The following is a 14928-nucleotide window of genomic DNA, read 5'->3' as shown; positions in this document are numbered from 1 at the left end:
CCAATAAAGTTTGTTACTGGTTCAAAGCTGGCAAATCATTTAATGATAGACTCATTAACACTTTCGCTGTTCAGTTTTCAAAGAGCATTTTCACTAGCACTTCAAAAGCGCTAGATTCACAATATACCATGCATCATCATTTTGAGTCAACAGGTATTTTCTTAGGTGTTTCATTTTGTTCCGCTCTTTTTGAAAGGCGGATTTCTAATATAACATGATCTATTCAGTTCATCAAATGTAATAACTGGAAATAAGAGCACGTGTGGAGGATTAGGAAAAATAAATAATCACAACAGATATTCGCAACTATCCATTGTGATTGTGTAACCTCGTTTAATAGACGTACTTGGACCCTAGCCCCCAATAGTCGTAATCATATTCTTTTGGGTGCTTGATCAGGTGCTTAGAACGTTCGACCCAGTTTTTCAGTTGTTCTGATTTAGCAGTTTTGGTTACATGATCTACTAACTCATATAAACTGACTATGTCTTCCGTTATTCCTGACCGAACGATATCCCCAGTAAAAACATAGAGACTACTAAGAAAAAAAGAAGTGTGCGTGCATTTTTCATCCTCCCTTGTTTCATCAGGGAGCTGTTTTTAATTTCAGCATGATTTGTTCTTGATGCTCTCCCCGTCCGTCTGTCCATTTTAGATTCATTTTCAAATCTGAAAAGTAGTATTCGAGCTGCTCTTTCGGAGTATCTTTTCCAGGAAAATCGGGTGAGAGGAGATTCGGGTACTCCTGAAAAAGCAGTAGCTGCTGCTTTTCATTGATCTCTTCCAGATCAATTTGATTGAGGTTGCTAGCCCTACTCCCGTTGACTAGATCGGCTTCGGCATACAGCTTCGTTACTTGATTCTCCATTTTCTTTGTCAAATAAAATGGGTAGGAAACTGTCGTGTGTTCACTCTCAATTGGCCTGATCTCCATGACCACAATCCAATTATCGCTCTCCCCCGTAAACGTATGCACCCAGTCATCATTAGCAGAGCAACCACCCAGAAGTAGAAATACGATCAAAAACAAGACAATGTGCCTCATCCCAATCCCCCCAGATGGTTACTCATCCGCCCAATCCAAAAATCCCGACAACAGGCTCTCTTCTTCCGCTTCGTTTCCGCGTAGCTTTGCTTCCAACCGATCGATTCGCTTTTGATAGGCCTCTGCGTCGGCCTTGGACCTGTTTCGCAACAGACTCCCGCGCTTCTTCCACTGTTCATACGCTTGCTTCGTATAATGCAAAGCCTTCTCCCAATCCTTCAGCTGGTGTTCGTACAGCTTGGCAGCCTCAATATACACCTCTTCCGGGACATATCCGGTGGACTGAATGCACGACTCCCAAACGGTTAAGGCTTTGTGCCAATCCTTTTGCTTTTTGTACAGATGACCGATGGCGAGCTTGGCCCGGTTACTCCACGCATGCTCACTGTCTGCGACGAGGCGATAGCCTGCCATAGCGGCTTCCTGATCTCCAAGCGCGTCGTACCATCTGGCAATTTCGTAGCTTTCCTCGAAGGATACCGTTGCACTCGCTTGCCCTACCAATAGCCGTGTCATGTGAATGTACATCGTGATCAGAGACAGGACATCCGTTTCGTTATGACGTAGCACGCCTTCGATGACATCAGGGTCTTGGGCATGCAAAAAGTCGAAATACCGCACCGGTGCCAAATAACCGGGCAAATCATCCTCGCGAAATACATCTAGCTTTTCCTGCTCGATGATTCCCAATCGGCACGATTCCAGCTCCGCCCTCCACAGTCTCCTCGCCCCGTGCAAAAGGTCAAAATGACCAAAGGCAGGCAAAGCAGGCACTTGATCGCGTACCAGTGTATGCCTCGTCCGCACCTGCGGCCAGTCAAAGGACTTTCCATTAAAGGTCACCAGATGCGAGGACTTCTGCGCTTGCTCCAAAAACGATTGGTACAAGGTCACCTCTGCATGCGGGCCCGGGAGAAAATGCTGGCGCACCACGACATGCTCCCCCTCGAAACGACTGTACCCCAAAAGAAAAATCGCATTGCCTGCCCCGCCTGACAGCCCTGTCGTCTCCGTATCGAAAAACAGCAAGTCTTCTGGCTTCCTGCCCGCAGCGGACAGCGGATGCTCTCGACCAGCCGCTTCCCACATACGGATCGCCTCATGCAGCTCGGAAAAAGCGTAAGCACCATGCTGCTGATCGATCGGATAGCGAACCTCGCGAATCATGACGTACTCGTCATCCCAGATGTAGGGCGATGCCTGCATTTCCTTCCACTTGTCGGCAAAAGGTATCTGTGGCTCAGCATTGCTGTCCGCTGGTACAGCCGCACTCGTCTCTTCCTCTGGCTCTTTCTTGCCAATGGACGTTTCCGGTTCGACTGCTGGCACTACCGCTTTGTCCGTTTCCAGCGAGAGATGTCCCTTCATCCGTTGCAGCTTAGATTTAAGAGACATAAGTACTTCCCCCTTGAGCGATTCGCAGCAAGGTCATGGCTAGCCCCTTGCTGCCGTCATCTGTCGCTCCCACACAAGATGGACAGCCTGACTCACACGGGCAAGAGACAATCATCCGCTCTGCCTGCGTCAAAATCGTCTCCATTTCCTTATACACTTGCTCGCTCAAGCCGATGCCTCCCGGATAACGGTCGTACAGAAAAATCGTCGGCTCCTGAGAATGAACAGCCTTTCGCTGCGGTATCACGTGCAGGTCCATCGGGTCGCACATGACAAACAGCGGAGCTACGTGCTGCAACACATGCGCCAAACCGACCAAGCCACGCTCCACATCCTCAGACCCGATCTCACCGAGCAACGCTTCGGAAAAGCCGATCCACGCCGCATTTGTATGCAGCTCCTCTTCCGGCAAATGAATCGGTCCCGAGCCGATGTTTTCATGCGTTTCGAACTTAATTTTCTTAAAGATCGTCGCCATCGCATTCACAGCCACTTCGCCATAAGCCAACGTGCTCTGCCCATGACGACGGGACTGATCTTGCTCCAAAACCTTCAGGGAAACAGCCAGATTGGCGTCCGTGTAATAATCGACCTGCACTTCCCGGACATACGCCTTCTTTTCCTCGTAGTCCAGCTTTTCTACCTGGAATTGCGTCCCCTGATGCAGGTAAATGGCCTCGTCATGCAAAAGCGTCATGGAGCTGAAACGGTCCATTTCCCCGATGACACGCTCATTTCCCCGTTCACTGATGTCGATGATCACGACATTTTCCTGCGAAGCTGACCGCAGACTGATGTTGTGAGCCGGGAATGAATCGTTCATCCAGAACCATTTGCCCCGCGAGTAATGAAGCACCTGCTCCTCGGTCAAAAACTCCAGAATTTCCACGATTTCCGCACGTCCGAAAGTATCTCCCTCACGGAACGGTAGCTCGTATGCGGCACATTTAAGATGGTCCACCAAAATAATCAGGTTATCAGGATTGATCCGGGCTGTCTCCGGACTGCGGTCGAAAAAGTACTCCGGATTGGCGATCACATACTGATCCAGTGGCGTGGAGCTGCCGACCATAACGACGACGGATTCCCCCTGCCGTCTTCCTGCCCGTCCTGCCTGCTGCCATGTGCTTGCGACCGAGCCAGGATAACCAGTAATGACACATGCCTGAAGCTGTCCGATGTCTACCCCAAGCTCCAGGGCATTGGTGCTGACCACGCCCATAATGTCGCCATTGCGCAAGCCGCGTTCGATCTCTCTGCGCTGGCTCGGCAAATAGCCGCCACGATACCCTTGGATCGTTTTTGGCCCAAGCTTGCGGCGAATCAGCTCCTGCAAATACGTGAGCAAAATCTCTACACGTACACGGCTTCTCGCAAACAGAATCGTCTGAATGCCATTGGTCAAAAACTGCTCAGTAATGTCCCGCGCCTCCAATGTGGCACTGCGTCTAATATTGAGCTGCTTGTTAACCACGGGCGGGTTGTAGAAAAGGAAATGCTTGATGCCAGACGGAGCACCATTGTTGTTGACCAGCTCCACCTCTTCTTCTGTCAGGACTTCCGCCAATTGCTTCGGGTTGGCGATGGTCGCCGATGTGCAAATAAATTGCGGGTGGCTCCCATAAAAAGCGCAAATGCGCTTCAACCGCCGAATGACGTTGGCGACATGGCTGCCAAAAACGCCGCGATATGTATGCAGCTCGTCAATGACGATGTATTTGAGATGCTCAAAAAAGGACACCCACTTGGTGTGATGGGGCAAAATGGCGGAGTGCAGCATGTCTGGGTTGGTGATGACGATATTTCCTGCCTTGCGTACCATCTGGCGGATATTTGCAGGTGTATCACCATCATACGTTTCGGATTTGATGGAGAGTCCCATTTCTGTAATCAGCTCGTGCAGCTCGGACTTTTGATCCTGCGCCAAGGCCTTGGTGGGGAACAAGTAGAGAGCTCGTGCTTGTGTGTCTTCCGATAACGTCTGGAGGATCGGCAAATGATAGCACATGCTTTTACCAGAGGCTGTGGGCGTAACCGCAACGATGTGTTTACCTTCGCGTACATGGCGAAAAGACGTTTCTTGATGTGTGTATAAGGAGGGAATGCCTCTATTCGTTAGGGCATCTCGAATTCGTCCGTCCAGCTCACTTGGAAATGGAACGGACTTTGCTTCACGAGCAGGAATGACCCTCCAATGCGCAATGTTATCCCGAAATCGTTCGTCTGTTTTTATGTGATCCAATATGGCTGCGATATTTTTTTTCACATTCATTTTCGTCACCTTCTTGCTACCATTTTACGAATGGACGTTCGGCATGTAAACATGGAATAAAGATCCACATATGCGAAAGTCGAGTTTAAGGCAGTATTCCCACAATGTACGTGCCGACAAAAAAAGCAATCAGATCAACCTCTCCTTGATCCGATTGCTTTTTTAAGAAAATATTTGTATGTGTTACGTCCTTTAATGAAACAAGGATGCAAGATGATGCTCCAACACTTTCGTAATCCGCTCCCCATCGACACGCTGTGGTTCGAGATAGGCATGCAGTGCCAGACCGTCGATGACGGCATAGAGCTTCTCTGTTTCCATCTCTTTGTCTAGCCCTTTGCGTAATAGATTCATTTGATCAGCGGAGTCTAACAGCTTGCGTACGCCGGCATAGATCCCATCGTGCTGTGCATCAAAGCCTTCTTTCTTGTGTCGGAAGTACACCGTAAAAGCAAACCACACTTCCATTTCAACCATCTTTTCTTGATTCGTAGGGAGAAGCTCCAGAAAAATTTTCGTGACTCTCTCTTTTGGTGCCCATTCTTCATTGGCAGCGATTTCAGCAATTCGAGCTGTCGCCCTCTCTTTTACGAGCTGCATAGCATACATCAGCAGTTCATCCTGTGTTGCGAAGTAATGTCGCAGAGCACCTAATGAAAGTCCTGCTTCTTTTGCAATGCCCCTTACCGTCGCCCCCTCCATTCCTTGCTCGACAATGACACGCCACGTTGCTTCTGCTATTTGTTCTCTTCTTTTCTCATGATCGATTATTTTTGGCATAGCTGTATTTTAACAAGCTTTGCAAAGGGCAAGCAACCCTTAACAATACAGTTGTATTATTTAAGAACCGATGGTAAAATTCTTTTTGCTAGCACAGATGTATTATAAAAAAACTCCTCATGCAGGAGAAGAAACTTCCGAAAAGGGGACTTGTATAGTGAATTTTGTTGCATGGATGATTGTCGCATGCGAAATCGCATTTTGGGTGGTCATTGTACTTGGCCTTTTCACAAGGTATGTGCTCAAACAAAAAAAGGCCGGGCTTTTTCTTCTCGCCCTGACGCCTGTTGTTGATGTGGTTTTGCTCGTCGTCACGAGCGTGGATTTGTATCGCGGAGCTACCGCAACGATTCCGCATGCGCTTGCTGCCGTTTATATCGGGGTATCGCTTGCGTTTGGGAAAAGCATGATTCAATGGGCGGATGAAAAATTTCAGCAATACGTCACGAAGCAAGGTACGCCTAAACCCAAGTTATACGGCATGGAGTATGCCAAGTATTACGCCAAAAGCTGGTTGAGACATCTCTTCTCCTATGTAATTGGGGCGGCTCTCTTAGCGGGGACCATCTACTTTATCGATGATGCAGAACGAACTGCCTCTTTATGGCAAATTCTCCGGCTATGGACTGTTGTTCTGGGGGTTGATCTGTTGTTTACAGCCAGCTATTTTCTTTTTCCAAAGAAAGATAAGCAAGGCACCGTTTCCAAAAAGGATTGGTGAGAGGCTTTCCTGCCCAAACAATGCCCATGAGTGATTCATGTTACAAGAATCTCTCATGGGCTCCTTTATTTATGCATGATCCTCGTCTTCACTGTCATCCTCACCAAATGCAAGCTCAATGCAAATAAATTGAATCACCAGCTGGCATATTTGGCCGTTTTCATCTATCCCAAAATAGACAGGATAAGCTCCGTCTCCAAATCCCGTCTGAATCATCGGAATCGATAAATCGGTGCCTGGTATCCTCCAATTGATATAATCTCCAGCGCTTCTCTGATATTTTGGATAGTCTTTGTAACTTTGTGCAAAAACATCTGCAAAATATCCATCGTAAATATTGCCGTCTGGATTCTCTTTTTTCCAGCTATCATAAAAATCCAGATAAGCATCTCTCGTTTTGACATCTACCACAGTAGCAAGGCCTGCATCTACATTAAAGCCAAAATATTCACCTTCCTCTAGATTTTCGAGATTCTCGTCTCCGATGAGGGCTTCCGTAAATTTTTGGGGAGTTTTATCTGTGAACTCCACTTTAGCAGCTGCATAGCGATAATGATCTTCTTCGACTGTTACCACACAAACGGTTAATGGAAAGGTTCCTGTAGGGACTTTTCGAAAATATGGGGCACTATTCCTCTCCAGATACACAAGCGGATCACGAACGATGATGTCTCCAGTGGGGATCGTAATATCCCCCAAAGAAAGCAAGTTGATTGGTTTCCCACTGATCTCCGTTGATGTGAAATAGGCGTGTAAATCAACTTGGGGCTCTAACATCTGTTTTTTTTGCTCATATCGTGCTAACCATTGCTCGTTTGGAATCTTATTCATCTTTATTCCCATCCTACTATTGTCAATTTGTCAATCACTCCTAAAATTATACAGAATCACCCATAGAAACGATAGGACGGCTTGGATGCATAACGGGCAAGTCGATGCATAGGCATGGTTAGTGGATGAAGTACGACAAACCCTATGCCTTTCCTAGGATGAAGGAGGTTTCCCCGAATGAATCCGCCAGACAAAGGGAATCAAATTCCTCAACCGATGAGGAGAGACGGGACCGGATGGATCGATCTCGGCCCACGGAATGTCATGCGTGATCGGCAAAATCCGAATATGCTCGTTCCTCCCGTCACAGATGCGGGCTTGCTGCCCAATCTGAAATTTTCCTTTTCAGATGCCTTCATGACGTTAAATCATGGTGGTTGGTCCCGGGAAGTCACCATTCGCGAGCTGCCAATCGCCACTACACTTGCGGGTGTAAACATGAGCCTGACGCCAGGCGGTGTGCGCGAGCTGCACTGGCATCAGCAGGCGGAATGGGCTTACATGCTACTCGGTCGTGCACGAATTACGTCCGTTGACCAACGCGGACGGAATTTTATCGCAGATATCGGCAAAGGCGATCTGTGGTATTTCCCTCCCGGCATCCCCCACTCGATTCAGGGACTTGAGGAAGGCTGCGAGTTTTTGCTCGTTTTCGACGATGGGCATTTTTCCGATCTGAATACGCTATCGATCTCCGATTGGTTTGCTCATACGCCAATAGATGTGCTTTCCGCGAATTTTGGTGTGCCTGAATCAGCCTTTGCCGATATTCCTTGCGAGCAAGTGTACATTTATCAAGACGAGGTTCCGGGTTCCATCGAAGGAGATGAAGTGGAATCCCCATACGGAACCGTCCCCCTTCCCTTTACCCACCGCCTACTTGCGCAACGCCCACTGATCACACCTGGCGGCAGTGTGCGCATCGTCGATTCCCGTAACTTTCCGATCTCCAAAGCAATCGCGGCAGCACTCGTAGAGCTACGTCCCGGTGGCATGAGAGAGCTGCATTGGCATCCTAATAACGACGAGTGGCAATATTACATTTCAGGCCAAGCACGCATGACCGTTTTTACCGGAAATGGCAACGCTCGAACCTTTGACTACCAAGCAGGTGATGTCGGTTACGTTCCTTTTGCGACGGGGCATTATATCCAAAATACCGGGACGGAAACAGTGTGGTTTTTAGAAATGTTCAAGAGCGACCGCTTTGTCGATGTGTCGCTGAATCAATGGATGGCACTCACCCCGCATGAACTTGTCGCTTCCAACCTGTGTGTAGGTCCTGAATTACTGGATGCCTTGCGCAAGGATAAATGGCCAGTAGTCAAATATCCTGGATATGGCTATTTCCGGTAAATACAAAAAGACCAGCCCCAATGGACTGGTCTCCGTGTTTCCTCATCCATGAATGGATGCTTGACTGGAAGCCGTTTTAGCATCCTTCAGGTTGCGGCTTTTCACTCCTAATGATAAGACGAAACAGATAAGCAAAATCAGACATGCTAGCCCGTACGGATAGTTGATATCGATATCGAATAAAAAGCCAGCTACGATAGGACCTGCAATATTGCCAAGACTGGTAAAGGCTGAGTTAAGGCCAGCAACATACCCCTGTTGATCCTTTGCAAGCATCGACATTTGGGTACTGATGGCCGGTCGCAAAATATCGATTGCCAGAAATACGATAAAGGTAACGGCAAAAATCATCCAAAATCCGTGAACAAAAAGCGTCAGGATAATAAACAATCCAGCAAAGAGCAGACAGATCGAAATGACCCTTTTCTCGCCAAAGCGATTCATGATCCAGCTAAAGGCAGTAAGCTGAACCACTGCGCCTGCTATTGACCCAAATGTAATGATAAACGCGATATCTTTCGGCTCAAATCCAAACTTGTGGTCGACAAACAAGGAAAAGACCGTTTCAAAATTAGCCAGTCCGAAAGACATGACAAACACAATGATCAAACTGAAAAAATAAGGCTCTCGATAGGAGTACATTAACTGGGAGAGAAGACTGCTTCGTTGTTTTTCACTTGAAGAAGAGTCAGCTAATGATTCTTCCGTCGGTTTCGATTCTTTGAGGATCAACAACGTGATGCACGCAGCAATCAATCCCGCAATTCCTGCCGAATAAAAAGGGACGCGAATACCAAATTCCGCAATGTATCCTCCAATCCCTGGACCGATAATAAAACCGGTAGTAATGGCTGCCGTAATATATCCCATACCAGCCGCTCGTTCTTCATTCGTTGTAATATCTGCTGAGTACGCCATTACGGCCGGCATAATCAGTGCGGCACTAATCCCGCCTAACAACCTAGAAACAAACAGCAGGACTGGAGAATTCGCTATTCCAAACATCACTTCCGAAATAGCAAATACGACCAAGCCGATCACAATGATCTTTTTTCTTCCGAACGAATCGGCCCATCGCCCGGCAATGGGGGAAAAAAGAAGCTGCGTCAGCGAAAAGGCTGCAACTAACAGACCGATAGTCCCCCCGGTAATTCCCAAACTCTCCATGTACTTTGGCATAATCGGTATAACAAGCCCGATCCCCGTAAAGACAAGGAAAATATTGAACATCAGAATCAATAAGGCTCCCTGATTTTTTAATAATAAAGCCATTTCCTATCCCTCCAATCCATTACCTAAATACTGAATATCCATTCTAGATAGTCGCGTAAAAAAACTAGCGGGACGGTTTGGCAATTCCAAATAAAAACACATCCATCGCTAACCGAAAAGTTGCCAGCGCTTCCTCTCGTTCCATTCGGCGCGAGTGTTGATTTAAACCAAACATCAGACTGTCCAAGATAATGGCGACTCCGGTTACATTCGTCATTTCAAATTCGCCGTTATCGATCCCCTTCTGGAGCAACTGTTGATTAAAGTCAATATAGCCTTGGATCATTTCGTTGATACGCTCCTCCACATCCGAAGGCTTCTCCAACATGTCGAAAAATTCATCAGCAGCCTTGGTCAGCGGGTGGTTCATAAAATCGGTAGCAAAATGTTCAGCCATTCCGTACAATTTATCGATCGAGGTCGTATAGAGCTGTTCCTTTGCCAGCCACTGCTCTTCCCATTCCCTGTTCCAAGCTTCAATCAGATGTAAAAACAGCCCTTCCTTGCTCTTGAAATGATAATAAATGTTGCCGCCGCTGTATCCAGTAGCTTTCACGATATCTTCTATTGATGTAGCCTTGTAGCCTTTTTGCATAAATAAAATTCTGGACGCGTCCGCTATTTTCTTCTTGGTCTGCTCTGTTTGCTGCTTCTTTTTATTCAACGGTACTTCACCAACTTCCCATCCAACAATACTGAACTTTCACTCAGTATTATAAGCGTTACAAAGATAGTTGGCAAACCTTCTTTGGTTTGAGTCAACATAGTGGAGGAGAAGAAAAAGCACAGGTCTCTTCGACTCTGACACGCCAGCTGGGGATTGACTGTCCGTCTACACTTCCAAAAGGGGACCGTCGAGCCAAAGCCACCCTACGGGCGGAAGTTTCTCAAGGAAGAAGTGTTCGACGAGCGGGTCCCCTATTGGAAGTTCCGACTGGGCAGGCGTTGTCAAGGTCTACGAGCTCTGTGCTTTTTCTTCTCACCAGCTTTATTTGGTTCGTTTGAGACCTTTTACAATAGACCGTATAAAGCCCCCGTAACCACAACGAGCCATGGCGGCAGCTTCCAGTGCTCCAGCATGATAAACAAAATAGCCGTTACGATAAAATCCATCGGGGCAAGAATGGTACTTGTCCAGATCGGATCGTACAAGGCTGCGAGTAAAATACCGACGACTGCTGCATTCACACCTATAAGCATTCCTTGGATTTTGGAATTTCTCCTCAAGGCATTCCAAAACGGCAATGCGCCGATGACGAGTAAAAAGGCCGGTAGAAAAATGGCTAAAGTAGCCACTATCGCACCGACTCCACCTGCAATCAATGCTCCTAAATAAGCGGCAAATGTAAACAATGGACCCGGAACTGCTTGTGTAGCCCCGTAGCCCGTCAGAAACGCTTCTTGCGTTACCCAGCCTGTCGGGATCACTTCCCTTTCCAGCAAAGGCAATACGACATGACCTCCGCCAAAAACAAGTGAGCCTGCACGGTAAAAGCTCTCAAACAGCGCTAGCAAGGAAAAGCCCGTACTCTCTCGGAGGATGGGCAGCACAAGCAAAAGTCCGAAGAAAACGATCCAGCACGCAATGGCTAGTGCACGACTGATCGGCACACGAAATTCAGGGAAATCCGAAACTTTTGGCTGCCGGAAGAAAAGCAATCCTGCTATTCCCGCTAGAATCATGACTGTGACCTGACTCCATGCAGAATGCCACAACAACGTGATGGCAGCAGCGGTGATCGCAATCGTTACCCGTGTGCGATCCGGGGCCAGCTTTTGTCCCATCCCCCATACGGCATGAGCGACAATCGCGACAGCTACTAATTTTAGACCGTGAATCCAAGAAGCACTGCCACTATCCACTCCTTGTAACGTGAACGCAAATATCAGGAGCGCCAATACTGACGGTAGGGTGAAGCCGAGCCATGCAGCAACCCCTCCCCACAATCCGGCTCGCATGATGCCAATTCCGATTCCCACCTGGCTGCTTGCGGGGCCAGGGAGGAACTGACAAAGCGCAACCAAGTCTGCGTAGCTTTGCTCATCCATCCATTTTCTACGTCGAATGTATTCGTTGTGAAAATAACCGAGATGCGCGATGGGACCGCCGAATGAGGTCACACCCAGCTTGGCAGAAACGAGCAGAACTTCCATCACAGACTTCCAACTACTTTTTTGGTGCCCTGCTTCTTCTCGAAGACTATTCTTCACTTCGCTGTACACCTCTTTTGATTTCCGCTTCATCATACAAGCTATTTTATCGCTTTTCCTACCCTTTCCTTGTAAAAAGATCGTAAAAAAGGCTCCGCATCGATACGGAGCCTTCTTCAACACTGCTATTCCATCCGAAATACCGGTCCTCGCGCCACGAACGGCAGGTTACTCCCCTTCGGCAGCATGATGGCATGACTACGAGTTACTTTGATCCGATCACATTCCCCATCGGTAATGATCAAAATCGGTCCGTCCTTCGGAAAATCGGTTGCTCTCTCCAGCATGTCAATGCCCGGCTGCAGAATCGTTCCTCCGCGTCCTTTTACTTTGACGCGACCTGCAATGTCCTCGGGAGAAAGGTAGCCCGCATCATACGCCTGCGCATCACAAAAAACCACGCGCGCATACGGAACATCTCGCGCTTCACTGTAGCTCGCGATTGCCCCCAATGCTTTTCCGAGCAGCTTGGTATCCATCGAGCCGGATGTATCGATCACGACGCCAAACGTGCGTGCCAGCCGATCCGTTTCCCGAAAACTCCAGGCAGGACGGGCAATGTCGGGTGTAGAGGACTGTCTGCGGCTTGCCCTTGCATACGTGCGACTCTTTTCCAACGGCGGAAAATGCTCGTCGAACCAACGGGCAAGCTGAACATCCCATGGTATCGGCGGTTGCCCCAAGGCGCGAATCTCTTCTACCAAACCCGCAGGCAAAAGTCCTCGTCCCCGCTCCTGGTGGTAAATCAAGCCTTGCGACATCGCACTGCGATAAAAGTCATCCAGCGTCGTTCCCGGACCCTTTTCCCAAAAACGCGGATCGTCGCCATCCAGAATATCGCCCATGCCGATTCCTCGTAAAGTGTAAAGCTTGCGATACGTACGCATGTCCGTCACGATTCGATCATAGATGGCCTCTGCCGAAAGTCCCTTCAAGTCTGGGTCGTACAGTCCGCCGATTTGCGGAAAACGCCCGACACCGAGCTCCATCAGCCATTGATTGATCACGTAATCGCAGCTAACATTCCAGTAATACGGATCGCGGCCTTGGCAGCGCTCATGATGGCGAAGCCCTGCGTGCAAGAGCTCGTGTGCCATCACGAATTTGCATTCCTCTTCATCCAAGCCCGCCGCAGGATTGATGAAGATTTCGTTGGCTGTTACATCTATGGCTGCCACCGAGATTTGCAGTCGCTGACAGATCTGTGAATCCTCGATAATCGTGAAATGACTTGCTAAGGAAGCCAGCAATGGATAATGATTGATGAACCAGCGTTTGGCCTTTTGTGCCTCGGACAGCTGGTTCTCTTCATTCCCGAGAGCATCGGAATAGCCGCCCGCTACGCTGACAGCACTTTGCACCGCTTGCGCCAGCCCGATCCCCAAGAGACGCTCCCACTTCACATCTCGGTTGTAGGTGTACCGAGCATATTTATCCGCGAGAAGCATATCTGCCTGTTTTTCCCCGCCCGTTCCAAATAGCTTCAAATGCTCCGGCACCCCATGCTCCACGAACCAGTCATACAGCTCTTCTTCGCTCTTTCCCGATTTATCCAGCTCAAAGGCCATTTCAGCAGGAGGCTTCCCCAGCTTCATGTCTCTTAAAAAACGCGTTATATAACAATCGCAAGCGATGTTCCACAAAATCGGCTGTTCTTTTTCCACAAAATGTCCGAAGCCTAAATGCAACAGCGCATGTGCGAGAACATAAATCCATTCCCCGACTTCCCCTCTGCGCTTCGGATGCGCATACAAGCTGCCTTCCCGAGTCACGACTACCCAACCGTTATCCGGACAAATACTTCGCTCGGAACGTATAAAGTGCGCTCGCGATGACAGCGGACCAAACATCGGGTGATGACTCAAAAAATGGACGGCCTGTTCGTAGTTTTGCGTCGCCGGGTCGTTTTGAACTCCTCTGGCCATTGGCTATTTGCCCTTCCTGTCCATGGCCAATCGCGGTAAATCACGAATGACCTCCACAACGAACCAGTCTGGCAATCCGTCGCCATCCTCGTGCCGCGCCACTACCATTTGCGCCATTTCCAGTGAGATGGATGAGAGCTCCTTCAAGAGAGCTTTGGCTCGGTGTGCAAACCGTTTATGCTGTTCCCCCACGGAGACTTTATCCGCTGGCAGTTCTTTTTTGATCTGCGAACGGAAAGAATCCGCCAGAAAATACAGTACGTCCCGATCCTCTGGAGCCGTCGGGAAAGAAGCCTCTCCCTCCAAAATACGGTTAAGCTGGTATTTGCCCTGAATGTTCTTGTGAAAAGCCCGAAATTGAGCCGCATGCTGGGGCGTCAAGCATCCGTAGGCCAGTACCCCCACCATCTCTGTCGTCAAGTTCTCACCGAATTCGTTCAGGGCATCAGAGAGCATGTGCCAGGAACGCGGAGTAGAAAACGGTTCCTCACTCTTCGGTGGCTGCGACCACAAATAATCCGGGCGCACCTCCAAAAATTGCAGCACGTAGGAATGGATGCCGTTGCTGTACGCCCAATTCATCCATTGTTCATACGAAACTAACAATTGAACATGGAACATCCGGTTGATCAGAGCAGACGACATCGGTTTGACAATCGCGCTATCCTGCGCGCGGTTACCTGCTCCAATCACAATGGACCCTTCTGGCAGATGGTAATCCCCGATTCTCCGCTCATGAATGAGACTGTAAAACGCCTTTTGCACTTCTTGCGAGCATGCATTCAATTCGTCAAGAAACAAGCAGTACGGTTCTTCTCGCGCAATTTGTGCAGGTGGGCAAAATCTGCTTTTCCCATCTACGATCTGTGGGACACCGATAATATCCTCAGGTGCCAGTTGACTACCCAATAACGATACGCAAGGTAGGCCCACCTGCTCGGCAAACGCCTCGACGAGAGACGACTTGCCGATACCTGGTGCGCCCCAAATAAATACGGGACGAGCTACTGCAACGTTTAGCAGCACATCCATTAGTTGATTTTGCGTTACTTGAATGGCTAGATTCATTTCATAACCTCTCTTGTTTGATTGATTTTTGCAGCAATCTACCTCTTTCCAT

General features: G+C 48.6%; 13 protein-coding genes. 3 read left to right on the top strand and 10 right to left on the bottom strand.

The annotated features are described in order from the left end of the window. On the top strand, nt 1-218 hold a 218-nt coding region (locus ODZ53_RS20065), incomplete at its 5' end, for a hypothetical protein (protein ID WP_372679454.1). A 368-nt stretch (nt 219-586) separates the two neighbouring features. Here ODZ53_RS20065 and ODZ53_RS20060 read toward each other — a convergent pair. From ODZ53_RS20060 to ODZ53_RS20045, 4 genes are all read right to left on the bottom strand, one after another. Further along, a complete protein-coding gene (locus tag ODZ53_RS20060) occupies nt 587-1045 on the bottom strand; it encodes a hypothetical protein (RefSeq protein WP_372679452.1) in 459 nt (152 codons plus the stop codon). 18 nt (nt 1046-1063) lie between these two features. Next, nucleotides 1064-2440, bottom strand: a complete 1377-nt coding sequence (locus tag ODZ53_RS20055) for a ribonuclease H-like domain-containing protein (protein WP_372679450.1) — start codon at nt 2438-2440, stop codon at nt 1064-1066. Further along, the gene (locus ODZ53_RS20050) at nt 2430-4712 is read right to left on the bottom strand and encodes a DEAD/DEAH box helicase (protein ID WP_372679448.1); all 2283 of its coding nucleotides are present in this window, start codon (nt 4710-4712) and stop codon (nt 2430-2432) included. The genes ODZ53_RS20055 and ODZ53_RS20050 overlap by 11 nt, the downstream gene beginning before the upstream one ends. Before the next feature lie 192 nt (nt 4713-4904). Continuing rightward, entirely contained in the window at nt 4905-5492 is a 588-nt protein-coding gene (locus ODZ53_RS20045) for a TetR/AcrR family transcriptional regulator (protein ID WP_188066085.1), read from the bottom strand. A 157-nt stretch (nt 5493-5649) separates the two neighbouring features. On the opposite strand from ODZ53_RS20045, the gene ODZ53_RS20040 reads away from it, so the two are divergent. After that, the gene (locus ODZ53_RS20040) at nt 5650-6213 is read left to right on the top strand and encodes a hypothetical protein (RefSeq protein ID WP_064202117.1); all 564 of its coding nucleotides are present in this window, start codon (nt 5650-5652) and stop codon (nt 6211-6213) included. Between the two features lie 69 nt (nt 6214-6282). On the opposite strand, the gene ODZ53_RS20035 is transcribed toward ODZ53_RS20040, so the two are convergent. Then, nucleotides 6283-7044 carry a DUF4241 domain-containing protein gene (locus ODZ53_RS20035; protein WP_372679445.1) on the bottom strand — a complete coding sequence of 254 codons (762 nt, stop codon included), beginning with the start codon at nt 7042-7044 and terminating at the stop codon, nt 6283-6285. A gap of 177 nt (nt 7045-7221) precedes the next feature. Here ODZ53_RS20035 and ODZ53_RS20030 point away from each other — a divergent pair, with 177 nt between their 5' ends. Continuing rightward, nucleotides 7222-8400 (top strand): oxalate decarboxylase family bicupin, encoded by a 1179-nt coding sequence (locus ODZ53_RS20030; RefSeq protein ID WP_372679443.1) that lies wholly within the window; start codon nt 7222-7224, stop codon nt 8398-8400. 42 nt (nt 8401-8442) lie between these two features. On the opposite strand, the gene ODZ53_RS20025 is transcribed toward ODZ53_RS20030, so the two are convergent. The 5 genes from ODZ53_RS20025 to ODZ53_RS20005 form a co-directional block, all read right to left on the bottom strand. Then, nucleotides 8443-9672: an MFS transporter gene (locus ODZ53_RS20025; RefSeq protein ID WP_372679441.1), complete on the bottom strand. Its 1230-nt coding sequence runs from the start codon at nt 9670-9672 to the stop codon at nt 8443-8445. Nucleotides 9673-9736: 64 nt separating this feature from the next. Beyond that, complete coding sequence (locus ODZ53_RS20020) at nt 9737-10336, bottom strand: TetR/AcrR family transcriptional regulator (protein WP_372679439.1); 600 nt, start codon at nt 10334-10336, stop codon at nt 9737-9739. A gap of 347 nt (nt 10337-10683) precedes the next feature. Next, nucleotides 10684-11919, bottom strand: a complete 1236-nt coding sequence (locus ODZ53_RS20015) for a chromate transporter (protein ID WP_372679463.1) — start codon at nt 11917-11919, stop codon at nt 10684-10686. A gap of 89 nt (nt 11920-12008) precedes the next feature. After that, nucleotides 12009-13808: a vWA domain-containing protein gene (locus ODZ53_RS20010; RefSeq protein WP_199926463.1), complete on the bottom strand. Its 1800-nt coding sequence runs from the start codon at nt 13806-13808 to the stop codon at nt 12009-12011. 3 nt (nt 13809-13811) lie between these two features. After that, nucleotides 13812-14876 carry an AAA family ATPase gene (locus ODZ53_RS20005; RefSeq protein WP_064202112.1) on the bottom strand — a complete coding sequence of 355 codons (1065 nt, stop codon included), beginning with the start codon at nt 14874-14876 and terminating at the stop codon, nt 13812-13814. Nucleotides 14877-14928 lie beyond the last annotated feature (52 nt).

Source organism: Brevibacillus sp. BD137 (assembly GCF_041644655.1).
GTDB lineage: Bacteria > Bacillota > Bacilli > Brevibacillales > Brevibacillaceae > Brevibacillus > Brevibacillus brevis_D.
The sequence above is the reverse complement of the archived record's forward strand: the minus strand, read 5'-3'. Positions and strand labels throughout refer to the sequence as shown.

Excerpts from the sequence above, each read along its gene's own strand:
- ODZ53_RS20060 (WP_372679452.1), bottom strand. The coding sequence starts at position 1,045 with ATGAGGCACATTGTCTTGTTTTTGATCGTATTTCTACTTCTGGGTGGT.
- ODZ53_RS20055 (WP_372679450.1), bottom strand. The coding sequence starts at position 2,440 with ATGTCTCTTAAATCTAAGCTGCAACGGATGAAGGGACATCTCTCGCTG.
- ODZ53_RS20050 (WP_372679448.1), bottom strand. The coding sequence starts at position 4,712 with ATGAATGTGAAAAAAAATATCGCAGCCATATTGGATCACATAAAAACA.
- ODZ53_RS20045 (WP_188066085.1), bottom strand. The coding sequence starts at position 5,492 with ATGCCAAAAATAATCGATCATGAGAAAAGAAGAGAACAAATAGCAGAA.
- ODZ53_RS20035 (WP_372679445.1), bottom strand. The coding sequence starts at position 7,044 with ATGAATAAGATTCCAAACGAGCAATGGTTAGCACGATATGAGCAAAAA.
- ODZ53_RS20030 (WP_372679443.1), top strand. The coding sequence starts at position 7,222 with ATGAATCCGCCAGACAAAGGGAATCAAATTCCTCAACCGATGAGGAGA.
- ODZ53_RS20025 (WP_372679441.1), bottom strand. The coding sequence starts at position 9,672 with ATGGCTTTATTATTAAAAAATCAGGGAGCCTTATTGATTCTGATGTTC.
- ODZ53_RS20015 (WP_372679463.1), bottom strand. The coding sequence starts at position 11,919 with ATGATGAAGCGGAAATCAAAAGAGGTGTACAGCGAAGTGAAGAATAGT.
- ODZ53_RS20010 (WP_199926463.1), bottom strand. The coding sequence starts at position 13,808 with ATGGCCAGAGGAGTTCAAAACGACCCGGCGACGCAAAACTACGAACAG.
- ODZ53_RS20005 (WP_064202112.1), bottom strand. The coding sequence starts at position 14,876 with ATGAATCTAGCCATTCAAGTAACGCAAAATCAACTAATGGATGTGCTG.